Origin of the sequence: Geodermatophilus obscurus DSM 43160, assembly GCF_000025345.1 — a bacterium.
GTDB classification, from domain to species: Bacteria; Actinomycetota; Actinomycetes; order Mycobacteriales; family Geodermatophilaceae; genus Geodermatophilus; species Geodermatophilus obscurus.
On sequence record NC_013757.1, the window covers coordinates 4,658,585 to 4,673,281 of the forward strand.

At 74.2% G+C, this 14,697-nt stretch carries 17 protein-coding genes and 1 pseudogene; 10 read left to right on the top strand and 8 right to left on the bottom strand.

Annotated elements, in window-relative coordinates; translation table 11 throughout:
- Window positions 1-71: 71 nt before the first annotated feature.
- From sucC to GOBS_RS21655, 3 genes are all read right to left on the bottom strand, one after another.
- Window positions 72-1,235: an ADP-forming succinate--CoA ligase subunit beta gene (sucC, locus tag GOBS_RS21645; protein ID WP_012950403.1), complete on the bottom strand. Its 1,164-nt coding sequence runs from the start codon at window positions 1,233-1,235 to the stop codon at window positions 72-74.
- 149 nt (window positions 1,236-1,384) lie between these two features.
- Complete coding sequence (locus GOBS_RS21650; RefSeq protein ID WP_041241618.1) at window positions 1,385-1,801, bottom strand: cobalamin B12-binding domain-containing protein; 417 nt, start codon at window positions 1,799-1,801, stop codon at window positions 1,385-1,387.
- Window positions 1,798-2,844 carry a hypothetical protein gene (locus tag GOBS_RS21655; protein ID WP_012950405.1) on the bottom strand — a complete coding sequence of 349 codons (1,047 nt, stop codon included), beginning with the start codon at window positions 2,842-2,844 and terminating at the stop codon, window positions 1,798-1,800. Before GOBS_RS21655 ends, GOBS_RS21650 begins: the two co-directional genes overlap by 4 nt.
- Before the next feature lie 156 nt (window positions 2,845-3,000).
- On the opposite strand from GOBS_RS21655, the gene GOBS_RS21660 reads away from it, so the two are divergent.
- Together GOBS_RS21660 and GOBS_RS21665 are read left to right on the top strand one after the other, a co-directional pair.
- Window positions 3,001-3,897 (top strand): alpha/beta fold hydrolase, encoded by an 897-nt coding sequence (locus GOBS_RS21660; RefSeq protein WP_012950406.1) that lies wholly within the window; start codon window positions 3,001-3,003, stop codon window positions 3,895-3,897.
- A 269-nt stretch (window positions 3,898-4,166) separates the two neighbouring features.
- Complete coding sequence (locus GOBS_RS21665; protein ID WP_012950407.1) at window positions 4,167-4,985, top strand: M23 family metallopeptidase; 819 nt, start codon at window positions 4,167-4,169, stop codon at window positions 4,983-4,985.
- 33 nt (window positions 4,986-5,018) lie between these two features.
- Here GOBS_RS21665 and GOBS_RS21670 read toward each other — a convergent pair whose 3' ends face one another.
- Together GOBS_RS21670 and pcrA are read right to left on the bottom strand one after the other, a co-directional pair.
- Window positions 5,019-5,315 (bottom strand): DUF1330 domain-containing protein, encoded by a 297-nt coding sequence (locus tag GOBS_RS21670; protein ID WP_041241619.1) that lies wholly within the window; start codon window positions 5,313-5,315, stop codon window positions 5,019-5,021.
- A gap of 166 nt (window positions 5,316-5,481) precedes the next feature.
- Window positions 5,482-7,779, bottom strand: coding sequence for a DNA helicase PcrA (gene pcrA, locus GOBS_RS21675; protein WP_012950409.1), 2,298 nt, complete (start codon window positions 7,777-7,779; stop codon window positions 5,482-5,484).
- Window positions 7,780-8,042: 263 nt separating this feature from the next.
- Here pcrA and GOBS_RS21680 point away from each other — a divergent pair, with 263 nt between their 5' ends.
- Window positions 8,043-8,315 carry a chorismate mutase gene (locus GOBS_RS21680; RefSeq protein ID WP_012950410.1) on the top strand — a complete coding sequence of 91 codons (273 nt, stop codon included), beginning with the start codon at window positions 8,043-8,045 and terminating at the stop codon, window positions 8,313-8,315.
- Between the two features lie 167 nt (window positions 8,316-8,482).
- Here GOBS_RS21680 and GOBS_RS21685 read toward each other — a convergent pair whose 3' ends face one another.
- On the bottom strand, window positions 8,483-8,890 hold the full coding sequence (locus GOBS_RS21685; RefSeq protein ID WP_012950411.1) for a YybH family protein: 408 nt from the start codon (window positions 8,888-8,890) through the stop codon (window positions 8,483-8,485).
- Window positions 8,891-9,043: 153 nt separating this feature from the next.
- Between GOBS_RS21685 and GOBS_RS28330 the strand changes: the two genes are divergently transcribed.
- The 7 genes and pseudogenes from GOBS_RS28330 (at window position 9,044) to GOBS_RS29530 (ending at window position 12,767) form a co-directional block, all read left to right on the top strand.
- Window positions 9,044-9,352 carry a carboxymuconolactone decarboxylase family protein gene (locus GOBS_RS28330; protein WP_208104335.1) on the top strand — a complete coding sequence of 103 codons (309 nt, stop codon included), beginning with the start codon at window positions 9,044-9,046 and terminating at the stop codon, window positions 9,350-9,352.
- 36 nt (window positions 9,353-9,388) lie between these two features.
- Window positions 9,389-9,598 (top strand): carboxymuconolactone decarboxylase family protein, encoded by a 210-nt coding sequence (locus tag GOBS_RS28335; RefSeq protein ID WP_208104336.1) that lies wholly within the window; start codon window positions 9,389-9,391, stop codon window positions 9,596-9,598.
- Entirely contained in the window at window positions 9,595-9,723 is a 129-nt protein-coding gene (locus GOBS_RS28340; RefSeq protein ID WP_208104337.1) for a sigma factor, read from the top strand. The genes GOBS_RS28335 and GOBS_RS28340 overlap by 4 nt, the downstream gene beginning before the upstream one ends.
- Before the next feature lie 12 nt (window positions 9,724-9,735).
- A pseudogene (locus GOBS_RS21695) lies at window positions 9,736-10,527 on the top strand (sigma factor-like helix-turn-helix DNA-binding protein); the annotation flags it as partial.
- Between the two features lie 10 nt (window positions 10,528-10,537).
- Entirely contained in the window at window positions 10,538-11,272 is a 735-nt protein-coding gene (locus tag GOBS_RS21700) for a PIG-L deacetylase family protein (protein WP_012950412.1), read from the top strand.
- 107 nt (window positions 11,273-11,379) lie between these two features.
- Entirely contained in the window at window positions 11,380-11,925 is a 546-nt protein-coding gene (locus GOBS_RS29045; protein ID WP_243697569.1) for a hypothetical protein, read from the top strand.
- Between the two features lie 290 nt (window positions 11,926-12,215).
- Window positions 12,216-12,767, top strand: a complete 552-nt coding sequence (locus tag GOBS_RS29530) for an acetamidase/formamidase family protein (RefSeq protein WP_341776589.1) — start codon at window positions 12,216-12,218, stop codon at window positions 12,765-12,767.
- A gap of 75 nt (window positions 12,768-12,842) precedes the next feature.
- Here the strand turns inward: GOBS_RS29530 and GOBS_RS21710 are convergent, their stop codons facing one another.
- Window positions 12,843-13,499, bottom strand: a complete 657-nt coding sequence (locus GOBS_RS21710; protein WP_012950413.1) for a response regulator — start codon at window positions 13,497-13,499, stop codon at window positions 12,843-12,845.
- Complete coding sequence (locus tag GOBS_RS21715; RefSeq protein ID WP_012950414.1) at window positions 13,496-14,680, bottom strand: ATP-binding protein; 1,185 nt, start codon at window positions 14,678-14,680, stop codon at window positions 13,496-13,498. The genes GOBS_RS21710 and GOBS_RS21715 overlap by 4 nt, the downstream gene beginning before the upstream one ends.
- Window positions 14,681-14,697 lie beyond the last annotated feature (17 nt).

Here is a 14,697-nt window from a genome sequence, read left to right on the forward strand (position 1 = left end):
CGCGAGCGTGCGAGCGGTGGGGGGCAGGGGGTCCTTCTACTGCGAGGGGTGCGGAGGAAGGGGGTCCTTCCTCAGGCGGCGGCGAGCTCGGCGGCCCGGCGCGCGGCGCCGTCCATCGTGTCCACCAGGGTCACCAGCGGGTGGTTGGCCTCGGCGAGGATCCGCCGGCCCTCCTCGACGTTGTTGCCGTCGAGCCGGACGACCAGCGGCTTGGTCGCCTCGTCGCCGAGGATCTGCAGCGCGTGCACGATGCCGTTGGCGACCGCGTCGCAGGCGGTGATCCCGCCGAAGACGTTGACGAAGACGCTCTTCACGGCGGGGTCGGACAGGATGATGTGCAGGCCGTTGGCCATGACCTCGGCCGAGGCGCCACCACCGATGTCGAGGAAGTTGGCCGGCTTGACACCACCGAACTCCTCACCGGCGTAGGCGACGACGTCCAGCGTGCTCATCACGAGCCCGGCGCCGTTGCCGATGATGCCGACCTCGCCCTCGAGCTTGACGTAGTTGAGGTCCTTCTCCTTGGCCGCGGCCTCCAGCGGGTCGGCCGCGGCGGTGTCCTCGAGGGTCTCGTGCTCCTGGTGCCGGAAGCGGGCGTTCTCGTCGAGGGTCACCTTGGCGTCCAGCGCGAGGACGGTGCCGTCGGGGGCCTTGGCCAGCGGGTTGACCTCGACCAGGGTGGCGTCCTCCTGGGCGAAGACCTCCCACAGCTGGACGGCGATGGCGATCACCTGGTCGCGCACCTCGGCGGGGAAGCCGGCGGCGTCGACGATCTCGGTGGCCTTGGCGGTGTCGACGCCGGTGGTGGCGTCCACGGGGATGCGGGCCAGCGCCTCGGGGCGCTCGACGGCGAGCTGCTCGATCTCCATGCCGCCCTCGACGCTCGCCATGGCCAGGAAGGTGCGGTTGGAGCGGTCGAGCAGGTAGGAGAAGTAGTACTCCTCGGCGATGTCACTGGCCTGGGCGACCATCACGCGGTGGGTGATGTGGCCCTTGATGTCCAGGCCGAGGATGTCCTGGGCACGCGCCCGGGCGTCCTCGGCGTCGTCGGCGAGCTTGACGCCGCCGGCCTTGCCGCGGCCACCGGTCTTCACCTGCGCCTTGACGACGACGGTGGTGCCGATCTCGCGGGCGATCGCCTCCGCCTGCTCGGGGGTCTCGGCGACGCCGCCGGGGAGCACGGGGACACCGTGCGAGGCCAACAGGTCACGGGCCTGGTACTCGAAGAGATCCACGAACAGGCACCGTATCCCCCGCGCGACCCGGGCCGTGCACCGGCGCTGGGAGCGTGGGCGGCATCACACGACGCCGGCTACCCGGGGTCCCCGGCGACGAGGAGCCGCGGGAGTGCGCCGATCCGCCGCCGTCCCCGCGATCGCCCTGCTCACGGCCGGGGTGACCACGGTGGCTCCCCGATGAGCTGCCCGCGCAGCCAGCCGGCGACCTCCGCCGGCGCGGTGCCGGACGGGGAGAGCCGGGTTCCTCCGGGCAGCTCGGCGTCCGCTCCGCAGGCGAAGACGACGACGTCGTCCACGCCGCGCTCGGCGAGCAGCGTGGCGAGCCGATCGAGCACCTCGGCCGCGTCGGCGGGGAGCGCCGGCAGGCAGACGGCGTCGGCGTCCTCCTGGACGACGGTGTCGGCGAGCTGCTCCAGCGAGGACCGGCCGGCGTGCACGACCTCCATCCCGGCGTCGCGCAGGCCGCGGGCGAGGGCCGCGGTGCTGCGGTCCTCGCCGTCGTCACCCGACGCCCCGACCACCACCCGGACGCGCTCCTCGCCGGCCGCGCCGGGTGCGCTCACCGGGCGGGGCTCGGGCGCAGCCGCCAGGCCAGCACCGTGAGGACGACGTAGCCGACGCCGGCGAGCAGCAGCCCGACGCCGGGCAGCGTCCACTCCAGCTCGTCGGAGACCGCCGCGTCGCGCAGGCCGGTCAGCCCGGCGGAGAGGACGACGACGGCGATGGCCAGCAGCGCGCCGACCGCGGCCAGCCGCGGTCGCAGCGACGGCGCCAGCACCGAGCAGAGGACGATGGCGCCGGCCAGCAGCAGTCCGCCGAGCAGAGCCAGCCCAGGCCGCTCCAGCAGCCCCTGCGGGCCCTCCTGCTCGACGACGACCTGCAGCCCGGTCGTCGGGTCGGTCACGATCCGGTCGGGGACGTCGGCGGCCGGCAGCACCAGGCACAGCACGGAGCCCACCCCCAGCAGCACCGCGGCACCGGCCAGCGCCGGGCGGGCGGGGTCGAGCGAGCCCGCGTCCTCCATGACGGTGCGCCCCCAGGCCGTGACGGTCAGCACGCCGGCCAGGACGGTGAGCCCGAGGGCGACGGCGCCCAGCACCCACCCGGGCCCGACGTCGACCGCGCTGGTGAGGACCCGCTGCCCGGCGATCACCTCGATCCCCGGCCGGACGGTGGAGGTGCTGGCCCGGTAGAGCTCGATCAGCAGCAGGCCGACGGCCAGCGCGCCGCCGATCGAGGCGAAGGCGAGTCCGAAGCGGGGCACCCGGCCGGCGGCGAGGCCGCCGCCGACGGCCAGCGCGGTCAGCGGCACCACCAGGCCGGCGAGCAGGCTGCCGGCACCGGCGGACTGGGGAACCTCCGTGCCCCCGATGACGAGGTAGGTCGGGAAGAGACCGGCTGCGCCGACCACCCCGGCGAGGACGAGGAGCACACCTGCCAGGCGTGCGGTCGGCGGCGGATCGCCCACGACCAGCCCGTCGGCCGGCACCGCGGGGGCCGGCTCGGACGGCCGGCGGAGAGGGCCGGTGCGGCGGGCGGACGGGCGCGCCGTCTGCCCTCCGGACCTGGTCGAGCGGTCGCGGGTGGAGCCATCACGGGCGACCACGGTTCCCCCTTCGTCTCGGTCACGAACCGGCCACGCTGGTGGCGTCGATGTGACGATCACCACACAGCAGCTTTACCGTCGGGTGAACTGGGCATCCCACGGAGGCCTCCAACCCCGGGGGACCAGCCCGGTCAGCGGTCCCGACGGGGAGGAACGATGCACGCACTCAGCGACCCGGAGCCCGATCCAGCGTCGCACACGGGTGCCGTGGCGCCCGGAGCGCCACGGCACCTCCTGCGCTCGCTGATGACCCGGGCCGCGCTGACCGGCGGGATCACCGAACTGGCCCTCGTCGGGGCACACGTGCTGATGTACCCGCTCGGTGCCCGGGCCGACCGGCTGCGGCCGGACCCGCGGTGTCGCCCGGGCGAGCAGCCGCCCGCGGTTCGCGCCCTCTTCGCCGCCGACCCGCTGGCCGCCCGCGTCCCCGTCGTCCTGGTGCACGGCCTGATCGACAACCACTCGGTCTTCGCGGTGATGCGGCGCAGCCTGCGCCGTCGCGGCTTCACCTCCGTCTGCTCGTGGAACTACAGCCCGCTGCTGGCCGACGTCTCGCGCGGCGCCGCCGACCTCGGCCGGCACCTGCAGCGAATCTGCGAGCAGACCGGGTACGAGCGGGTGCACGTCGTGGGGCACAGCCTCGGCGGCCTGCTCGCCCGCTACCACGTGCAGCGCCAGGGCGGTGACCAGCACGTCGAGTCACTGGTGACGCTCGGGACGCCGCACCAGGGGTCGGTGCTGGCCCACCTGCTGCCCACCCCGCTGGTCCGCCAGCTGCGACCGGGCTCTGCCGTGCTGCAGGAGCTCGCCGAGCCGGCGCCGGGGCTGCGCACCTCCATGACCGCGATCTACAGCGACCTCGACCAGGTCGTCGTCCCGACCAGCGCCGGTCGCTGCGACCACCCGGACCTGCGGGCCCGCAACGTGCTGGTCCGCGGGGTGGGCCACATGTCGCTGCCCTTCCACCGCACCGTGCTCGACGAGGTCGCCACGACCCTCGCCGGCCGCCGGCAGCCGCACGTCGACGTCCCCGCCGCGGCCGCCGTCGCCTGAGCCACTCCTCCCCCGCCCGCCCCACCCGTCCGGTGCGGCGGGCGGGCGTGTGCTGCGCCACCGCCACTTCCGTCACACCCGTCCCACCGGACGCAGACACGTCGACACTCCGCGCCGGTGACCCGACGCCGAGCTGACTGATCGTTACGGTCCGATCACGGCGCCGGTACCCACCGGCAGGCGTCCCCGGACGTCTCCGCCGCCGTCGCTCCCCCGACGGGCCGCCTCCGCGGCGCCCGCCCGGGAAGCGCTCACGAAGAAGGTGCCCCGTGACCCGCTCGACCGGCCCCGCGCTGCTGGAGCGACCGGGCACCGACCGTGAGCCCGTCGCCGACGTCGTCCGCGCCCTCCTCGCCGCCAGGACCGGCGCGACACCGGCCGCCGAGACCCCCGAGCCCGACGCCGGCGAGCAGCCGCCCGCCGGCCGGGGCCGTCGCCTGCCCCGCCCGCCGGGCCGGCGTGGTCCGCTCTGGCTCGCCGCGCTCGTCGCCGGAGCTGTCGTCGCCGCCCTGCCCGGCATCCTGGGTTCGGACACGGCCGGGCTGTCGGTCAGCGCGGCCGACTACGGCCTGGGAGTCGCCTCCGAGGTCGGGTTCAGCGGCGACATGGAGGACGCCGGCGTGCGCCGCGGCATCACCGAGGCCGAGGCGCAGGCCCGGCTCGGCGAGCTGGCCGCCTCCCGCGCCGCCCGCGAGCCCAAGACCGTGCTGCCCACCCAGGGCCGGCTCACCACCTGCTTCTGCATGCGCTGGGGGACGATGCACTACGGCATCGACCTCGCCGGGCCGCTGGGCACGCCGATCCACTCGGCCACCGACGGCGTCGTCATCCGGGCCGGCCGGGCCTCCGGGTACGGCAACGCCGTCTACATCCAGGACCCTGACGGCAACGTGCACGTCTACGGCCACATGCGCTACTACGACGTCCAGGCCGGCGACCTCGTGCACGCCGGCGACCAGATCGCGAAGATCGGCAACGAGGGCCAGTCCACCGGGCCGCACCTGCACTACCAGATCCACCGCGGGAGCATGAACGGCCGTCCGATCGACCCGCAGGAGTTCCTCGCCGAGCGCGGCGTCGTCATCTGACCCGTCGCTCCGCACACCCGACGACGCAGCCACTCAGCGGACGTCGACCATCCCCTCCAGCACACGCGTCTGCACGGGTACGCCGTCGACGAGGACACGGTGGGCGGTCCGTTCGGGATCGGCGAGGTAGCCCCGGTAGGCGGCGTCCGAGGCGAACGCCAGGACGTGGACCTCCGTCGTGCCGTCCGCGCTCCGGAGCCGGCGCTCCAGCTCGCCGCCGTGGCGGGCGAGGAGCGGGAGGACCAGGTCCTCGTAGCGCTGGAGGGAAGCGACGTCCTCGGCCGGGACGTCGATCACGGCGACCACGGTGATCCGCTGACCTGGCGGCACCGCCGAACGGTAGCCGCTCCCGCGTCGCACGCGCTGGAGCAGCTCGGGAGGAGTCGCGCCCCGGCGAGTTCCCGGAGTCGCTGTACGGGGCACCGGACCCGGGCGCGGCTCAGAGCAGGTCGGGGCCGCGCGCGTGGCCGCCGTGCCGTTCGGTGGGACGACGGTGTCAGAGCTTGACCAGCGGCGCGTAGCGCAGGACGAGGCGCTTCGTGCCGCCGGAGCCGAAGTCCACGGTCGCCTGCGCCTTGTCGCCGATGCCGTTGACCTCCACGACGGTGCCCAGCCCGAAGGCGTCGTGGCTCACCCGGTCCCCGACCTCGACGGAGATGACGGCCCGGTTGCCGGAGCCGCCGCGCAGCCCGCCGGTGGACAGCCCGGTGGCCGCCACCCGCTGCTGCGCCGAGCGGTAGCCGGTGCTCGGCGCCGGCACGGGCTCCTTGCCCGCCCACCGCACGGTGTCCGACGGCAGCTCGTCGAGGAAGCGGGACGGCGGGTTGTAGGCCGGCTGCCCCCAGCTGGTGCGCACCGTGGCCCGCGAGATGAACAGCCGCTGCCGTGCCCGGGTGATGCCGACGTAGGCCAGCCGGCGCTCCTCCTCCAGCTCGCGCGGGTCACCGAGGGCGCGCAGGTGCGGGAAGACGCCGTCCTCCATGCCGGTCAGGAACACGACCGGGAACTCCAGGCCCTTGGCGGTGTGCAGGGTCATCAGCGTGACGACGCCGGCGTCGTCCCCGGCGACGGGGATCTGGTCGGCGTCGGCGACCAGCGACACCTGCTCGAGGAAGTCGGGAACCGAGCCGCCCGGGTTGGCCGCCTCGAACTCCGCGGCCACCGAGATGAGCTCGTTGAGGTTGTCGACGCGGCCCTCGTCCTGCGGGTCGGTGCTGGCCTGCAGCTCGGCGAGGTAGCCGGTGCGGTCGAGGATGCTCTCCAGCAGCGCGGCCGGTCCGGAGCCGGTCTCGGCCAGCTGCTCGAACTCCTCCAGCAGTGCGACGAACTCCTGGACCGCCTTGAGCGACCGCGGCGCCAGGGTGGTGACCTCGGAGCACCGCCGCAGGGCCGAGCCGAACGCGATCCGCTCCCGGTCGGCGAAGGACTCGATGCAGCCCTCGGCCTTGTCGCCGATCCCCCGCTTGGGCACGTTGATGATCCGGCGCAGGCTGACGACGTCGGCCGGGTTGGCGACCAGCTTCAGGTAGGCCAGCGCGTCCCGGACCTCCTTGCGCTCGTAGAAGCGCACCCCGCCGACGACCTTGTAGGGCATGCCGACGCGGATGAACACCTCCTCGAAGACACGGGAGGCGTTGTTGGTCCGGTAGAAGACCGCGATGTCCTTGGGCCTGGCCTCCCCCTCGTCGACGAGCGCGTCGATCTGCTCGGCGACCCAGGCGGCCTCGTCGTGCTCGTTCTCGGCGACGTAGCCCTCGATCAGCTCGCCGTCGCCGGCGTCGGTCCACAGGTTCTTGGGACGGCGGCCGGTGTTCTTCGCGATGACCTGGTTGGCCGCCTTGAGGATGCGCTGCGTGGAGCGGTAGTTCTGCTCCAGCAGGATCGTCGTGGCCTGCGGGTAGTCGCGTTCGAACTCGTCGATGTTGCGGATCGTCGCGCCGCGGAAGGCGTAGATCGACTGGTCCGCGTCACCGACGACGCACAGCTCGGCCGGCGGCACCGGCCCCTCGCCGGTGCCCACCAGCTCGCGGACCAGCACGTACTGCGCGTGGTTGGTGTCCTGGTACTCGTCGACCAGCACGTGCCGGAAGCGGCGGCGGTAGTGCTCCGCGACGTCCGGGAACGCCTGCAGCAGGTGCACCGTCGTCATGATCAGGTCGTCGAAGTCCATGGCGTGCGCCTCGCGCAGCCGCCGCTGGTAGAGCGTGTAGGCCTCCTTCAGCACCTTCTCCGGCGCTGTCTGGGGGCTGAAGGACTCCTCGTCGACGAGCTCGTTCTTCAGGTTCGACACCTGCGCGGCCAGGCTGCGGCCGGGGTAGCGCTTGGCGTCGAGGTCCAGGTCGCGGGCGACCATCGTCATGAGCCGGACCGAGTCGCCCTGGTCGTAGATCGTGAACGACGACTTCAGGCCGAGCTTGGCGGCCTCGGCGCGCAGGATGCGCACGCACATCGAGTGGAACGTCGACACCCACATCGCCCGGGCGCGCGGGCCGACGAGCGCGGCGACCCGCTCCTTCATCTCCCCGGCGGCCTTGTTGGTGAAGGTGATCGCCAGGACCTCGCCGGGCTGCACGCCGCGGGCGCCGAGCAGGTAGGCGATCCGGTGGGTCAGCACCCGGGTCTTGCCCGAGCCGGCCCCGGCGACGATGAGCAGCGGGCTGCCCTCGTGGACGACGGCCTGCCGCTGGGGGCCGTTGAGGCCGGCGAGCATGCGGTCCAGCTCCCGCCCCACCGAGCCGGAGGCGGAGCGCTGGAGGGACGCGGTGCCGGGGAGGGCCTGCTGGACGCTGCTCATGACCACACCACTGTAGTTCGGTCGGGGGACTCGTCCCGGCGTCCGGGACCGTCGTCCCCAGGGGTCGCGCTGGCCTCCCCCGTCGGCGCTGTGGCACACTCACCGACGTGCTGCTCGCCACCGTCAGCTTTTACTACGGCCACCGGGATCCGGTGTCCGTCGCCGCTGGCTGAGCCGCCACAACAGACGCCCCGGGCCCGAGGAGCCCGGGGCGTTTCTCGTTCTCGGGGTCCGACGGCCACCGCCCCGCCCCGGAGGACACGATGACCGCCACGCTCCCCACCACTCCCGCCGCCGACACGCGCATCGCCGAGCTGCGCGGTCGGATCGACGACTGCGACGCCGAGATCATCGCGCTGGTGCAGCGCCGCCTGGCCGTCTCGCAGGAGATCGGTGAGCTGCGCCGCGCCGCCGGCGGCACCCGGCTGTCGCTGGCCCGCGAGCAGCAGGTGCTCGCCCGCTTCCAGGCCGCGCTCGGCCAGGACGGCGCCGCGCTCGGCATGATGCTGCTGCGCCAGGGCCGCGGCCGCCTCTGAGGAAGGACCACCCTCCCCCCACGCCTCGGAGAGGGACCCCGTCCTCCTCACCGCTCGCAGGCTCGCGGCGAGCCTCTGGACGGGGCCTGCGGGACCCTGGAGGGTGGCCGTTCCAGTCCGTCACCAGGCTCGTGGCGGGACCCTGCAGGAGGGCCGGTGCCCTCACCTCACCCGCGGCGCTGGTCGGCGGGCGGGAAGTCGGCGTGGCGGTGGACCAGCCACCAGTCGTCCTCGATCCGCCGGTAGACGTGCGTCACCCGGATGGTCATGGGCCGGGCCTCGCCGTCGTCGGTGCGCACCGTCCCCTGCTCGAGACCGACCGTGTAGGCCAGGTCGCCGCTGACGTCGACCACCTCGTAGCGCGGCACGAGCTCACCGTCGCTGAACCGGCTGCCGACCCACTCGAAGGTGCGGGTGACGGCGTGGTGCCCCTTCTCGATCGGACCCCAGGCGCCGAACAACGTCACGTCGGCGGAGTCGGCCCAGCAGGCCGCGTACGGGCCGGGGTTCCCGACAGCCATCGCCGCCAGCCCGTCGGCGACGCGCTCCAGGGCCCGGGCCAGTGCAACGTCCATGACCGCCTCCTCCCGGCGGACCGTCGCACGGTCCGCCGTGCAGCAGCCAGGGTCCTCGCGTCCCGTGACCGGACGGAACCCGCGTCGGCGCGTCACGTCCTGCGCCGCCGTCCCGTCTCCATGGACACCACACCGATGGAGAGGACGACGACCATGGCCCGCATCCCCCTCGACCCACCCCGCACCCTCGTCTACCGCCTGGCCGAGTGGTACTCGCGCCGCACCTACGGCGCGGTCCTCGACCCCGGTGCCGCGATGGCCCACAACCCGCGCGTCCTGCTGACCAACGCCCGCTTCGAACGCTCCCTGCAGCGCTGGGACCGGCTGGACCCGACGCTCGAGGCGCTGGCCGTCATGGCCTCGGCGGTGACCATCGGCTGCTCGTGGTGCGTCGACTTCGGCTACTGGATCAGCACGAACAAGGGCGTCGACCCGGCCAAGCTGCGCGACGTCCCGCGCTAGCGGGACAGTGACGCGTACACCGCCCTCGAGCGCCGGGTGATCGCCTACGCCGAGGCGATGAGCACCACCCCGCCCAGGGTCACCGACGGGATGGTCGCCGAGCTGCGGGGTGAGCTGGACGACGCCGTGCTCGTCGAGCTGACGATGATGGTCGCCGTGGAGAACTCCCGGTCGCGTTTCAACGCCGCGCTGGGGCTGACCAGTCAGGGTTTCCGGGACCGCTGCGAGCTCCCGGCCACGGCGTGACCGCCCCGGATCCGGGCACCGGCCCGCTGGCGGCCTTCGACCGGCACCGACGGCTGCTGTTCACGGTCGCCTACCAGATGCTGGGCAGCGTCACCGACGCCGAGGACGTCGTGCAGGACGCGTGACTCCGGTGGTCGGCGACCGACCGGGCCGACGTCGCCGACCCGCGGGCCTACCTCGTCCGGATCACGTCCCGGCTGGCCCTCGATCGGCTGGACTCGGCCCGCAGCCGCCGCGAGAGCTACGTCGGGCCGTGGCTGCCGGAGCCCCTGCTCACCGGCACTGCCCCCGTCGCGGGCGGGACTCCCCCGCCCGCCCCGGACGACGCGGCGGTGCTCGGGGACCAGGTCTCGCTCGCTCTGCTGGTGGTCCTCGAGACGCTGTCCCCTGCCGAGCGGGCCGTCTTCGTCCTCCGGGAGGTGTTCGGCCTGCCGGCGGCGGAGGTGGCCGCGATCCTGGGCCGCAGCGAGGCCGCGGTCCGGCAGACGGCGCACCGCGCCCGGGAGCACGTGCAGTCCCGGCAGCCGCGCTTCGACGCCGACCGGTCGGCCCAGCGGGTCGTCACCGAGCGGTTCCTCGCCGCCTGCGCCGGCGGCGACGTCGAGGCGCTGCTGGCCGCGCTGGCTCCGGACGTCGTCCTGGTGACCGACGGCGGGGGCAGGGCGAAGGCGGCGCTGCGGCCCATCGTGGGCGTGGACAAGGTGGCGCGCTTCCTGCTGGCGACCGCTGCCGAGGGTCTGTCCATCCCGGACCTGCACATCGAGATCGCCGACGTCAACGGCGCTCCTGGCGTCGTCGCGTGGGTCCGTGGCGCGCCCTTCCTGACGATGTCGCTGGTCGTGGCCGACGGGCTCGTCGAGCAGGTGCTGGTCGTGCGCAACCCCGAGAAGCTCCGCGGCCTGCCGACGGTGGCGACGAAGTCGACTTAGGCTCGCGCGGGTGACCTCCCCGCAGCCCCGGAAGCCCGCCGAGCACGTCGACCGCGCGCTGTGCGTGCTCGCCCACCCCGACGACGTCGACTTCGGCAGCGCCGGCACCGTGGCGACCTGGACGGCGGCGGGCACCGAGGTCACCTACCTGATCGTCACCGACGGGGACGCGGGCGGGTTCGACGACACCCCGCGTGAGCAGATGGGCCCGCTGCGGCGCGCCGAGCAGGAGGCTGCGGCCAAGGCGGTCGGCGTCACCGACGTGCGCTTCCTCGGCCACCCCGACGGCCGCCTGGAGCTGACCCTGGACCTGCGCCGCGACATCAGCCGGGTGATCCGCCAGGTGCGCCCGCAGCGGGTGCTGACCAGCTCGCCGGAGCGGATGTGGGACCGGATCGGGGCCAGCCACCCCGACCACATGACCGTGGGCGAGTCCACGCTGCGCGCCGTGTACCCCGACGCCCGCAACCCCTTCGCCTTCCCCGAGCTGCTGGCCGACGAGGGCCTCGAGGCGTGGACGGTCTCCGAGGTCTGGCTGGGCGCCAGCCCGCGCGCCGACCACGTCGTCGACGTCACCGACGTCGTCGAGCTCAAGTTCGCCGCGCTCAAGAGCCACCTCACCCAGATCAGCCACCTCGACGACCTCGAGGACTTCGTCACCGACTGGATGCGCCAGACCGGACGCCGCCTGGGCCTGCCGCCGGGCCGGCTCGGCGAGGCCTTCCAGGTCGTCCACACCGCCTGAGCAGGACGAAACCGGCGCGCAACACCCGGCTCCCAGCGAGGATGCAGGCGGTAACACGGTCCCCGTAGAACGCCCCCGACTGCTGGATCCGAGCACCGGGAGAGCACGTGACCGCCACCCCGCACCACCCGTCCACCGACCGGCCGGACCCGGCCGCCGCCGCCGAGCTCCTGGAGAACGGGCTGGGCCGGCGCGCCTTCGTCCGGGCCGCCCTCGCGGTGGGCGCGGCCGCTGCCGCGGGCGTCGCCACCGCCGCACCGGCGTCCGCCGCCCCGGCGGGCCGGACGCGACTGCCCGGCGAGGTCCTCCAGCCGGGCACGGGCCCCATCGACGGGGAGCACTACCTGCCCTCGGTGCCCGAGCAGGTCTACTGGGGCTACCTGCCGCGCGTCGGTGACCCGGCGGTGCTGCGGGTCCGCTCCGGCAGCACGGTCACCATCGACACGGTCAGCCACGAGGGGATCCTGGAGGACCAGGGCCGCGATCTGGTGGCGTGGTTCGGCGGCAAGGGCGTCCGCGCGGGCAGGTGCTGGACGACGCCGTCGCCATCGCCCGCGAGTACGACCGGCACGGCCGGGACTTTGACGCCGACGGCCCGCACGTGGTCACCGGGCCGGTGTACGTCGAGGGCGCCGAGCCCGGCGACGTCCTGAAGATCGAGCCGCTGACCGCGCTGCCTCGTGTCCCCTACGGCGTCATCTCCAGCCGGCACGGCAAGGGTGCGCTGTCATCCGCCTTCCTGACGCCCGAGGGGGAGCTGACCGCCCAGGAGGTCATGCCACCCGTCTCGACCGACGGCCGGGCCACCGGGGACCCGATGAGGTACGGCAACGTCTCCACCTTCACCCCGTTGAGCAACGGCCGCGGCGGGACGCCGGTCGCGACGTTGCCCGTGGGCCGGAACGGGGCGGTGTCCTGGCCGGTCTCGCCGTTCGCCGGTCTGATGGCGGTCGCCACCGTCGAGGACGCCGGGACGCTGGACGACCCGCTGGTCAACTCGATCCCGCCCACCCTGGGCGGCGGCAACATCGACGTCAACCTGCTGACCGTGGGCTCGGCGTTCTACGTGCCCGTCGTCGCGCCGGGGGCGCTGTTCTCCGTCGGTGACCCGCACATGTCCATGGGCAGCGGCGAGGTGGCGCTGACGGCACTGGAAGGCTCGCTGCGGCTGACCTTCCGGCTCACCGTCTGCAAGAAGGGCTCGACGAAGGCCCCGTCGATCGCCTACCACTACCCGTTCGGGGAGACGCCGGACGCCTGGGTGCCCATCGGGCTGTCGGACCCCGACGGCTCCCGCGGCGGGCAGGGCAGCGACCTCGACGTCTCCAACCGCCGGGCGACGCTCAACGCGCTGGACTTCCTGCAGACCGACCTTGGCATGGACCGGGCCACGGCCTACGCCTACCTGTCCGCGGCCGTGGACTTCACCGTCTCCCAGGTGGTCGACCGGACGGTGGGCGCACACGCGGTCATCCCCAAGAGCCACTTCCGCTGAGCCTGTCGGCGAGATCTGCACACTCGTCGCCATCAAGGGCCCGATGGGCGCGGGTGTGCAGATCTCGCGGGCCGCTCAGAGCAACCGGTTCGTGGCGGCCCAGCGGGTCAGCTCGTTGCGGTTGGACAGCTGCAGCTTGCGCAGCACGTTGGACGCGTGCGACTCCACCGTCTTCACCGAGATGAACAGCCGCGAGCCGATCTCCCGGTAGGTGTAGCCGCGGGCCAGCAGCTGCATGACCTCCCGCTCCCGGGCGCTGAGCAGGTCTAGGCCGGGGTCGGTGGCCGGGTCCTCGGGCTGCGGGGCGGACGGCGTCGTCGCGGCGAACGCGTCGAGCACGAACCCGGCGAGCCGCGGGCTGAAGACGACGTCCCCGTCGGCGACGCGGGCGACGGCGTCCCGCAGGTCCGGACCTGAGATGCTCTTGGTGACGTAGCCGCGCGCGCCGGCGCGGATGACGGCGATGACGTCCTCGGCGGCGTCGGACACCGACAGCGCCAGCCACCGCACCGACGGCAGCTCGGCGCGCAGCGTCTCGAGCACCGCCCGTCCCCCGCCGCCGGGCAGGTGGACGTCGAGCAGGACCACGTCGGGCACCGTGGCCCGGATCCCCTCGACGGCGCCGGCGACGTCGGCGGCCTCACCGACGACGTCGACCGCGCCGCCGAGTTCCGCCCGCACTCCTGAACGCACCATCGCGTGGTCGTCCACGAGGTACACGCGGGGGGTCACGCGGCCGCCTCCTGGCGGGGCAGGCACAGCTCCACCTCGGTCCCCTCCCCCGGCGCCGAGCGCACCGCCGCCGTCCCGCCGAGCCGGGTCAGCCGGCCGGTGACCGAGTCGCGCAACCCGCGCCGGTCGCCCGGCACGGCAGCGGGGTCGAAACCGGCACCGCGGTCGCGGACGAAGACGGCGACCCGCTGCGGCGTCACCTCGGTGTACAGGTCGGCCGCGGTCGCGCCCGAGTGCTTGGCCGCGTTGACCAGCGCCTCGCGAGTGGCCGCGCCGAGGGCGGTGAGCGCGTCGTCCAGCGGGGCATCGCCGACGACGACCGACTCGACGGTCAGCGCGTGGTCGGCCTCCACCTCGGCGACCACGCCGGACACCAGCGCCGCCCAGGTGCCGCCGCCGACGGCCGCCGCCGGCTCGTAGAGCCAGGTGCGCAGCTCGCGCTCCTGGCTGCGGGCCAGCCGGGACACCGCCGTGGCGTCGTCGGCGTGCCGCTGGATGAGGGCGAGGGTCTGCAGCACGGAGTCGTGCAGGTGAGCGGCGACGGCGGCCCGCTCCTCGGAGCGCACGCGGGCGGTGCGCTCGGCCTCGCGGGAGGCCAGCAGCCGGCGCCACAGCGGCGCGGTGGCCAGCGCCACGCCGACCAGGATGAGCAGGGTCGAGGCGAAGCCGTTGCGCGCGTCGTCCAGCTGGCCGGTCGTGACCAGCAGCAGCACCACGCCGGCGGCGCCGAGGAGCACCCCGCCGGCGAGCAGCCAGCGCACGCCGGGGCGGGCGAGGGAGCGGTCGGTGTCCAGCTGACGCCAGATGACGGTCAGCCCGACGACGACCAGCAGCAGCGGCAGGACCAGGTTGCCGCCGCCCCAGCTGCTCAGCTGGGTCACCAGGATCAGCGCGCCGAGGCCGAGCAGCCCCAGGCCGAGCGTCTGCCGGCGGCTGGGCTCCTCGGTCGCCTCGTCGACCACCGGGTCGGCGTCGGCGTCGGCGACCGGCATGAAGAACCACAGCAGCGCGTAGGCCACGGCGCCGATGCCGGTCGCGGCGAGGACGACGAAGGCCACGCGGACGACGAGCGGGTCGGCCCGCAGGTGCACCGCCGTCCCCGCGGCGACGCCGGCCAGCAGCCGCCCCGAGCGCGGGCGCACCAGCGGCGGCCGCACGGGCACGGGCAGGGTCGTCGTCACGGTGCTGATCGTCGCAC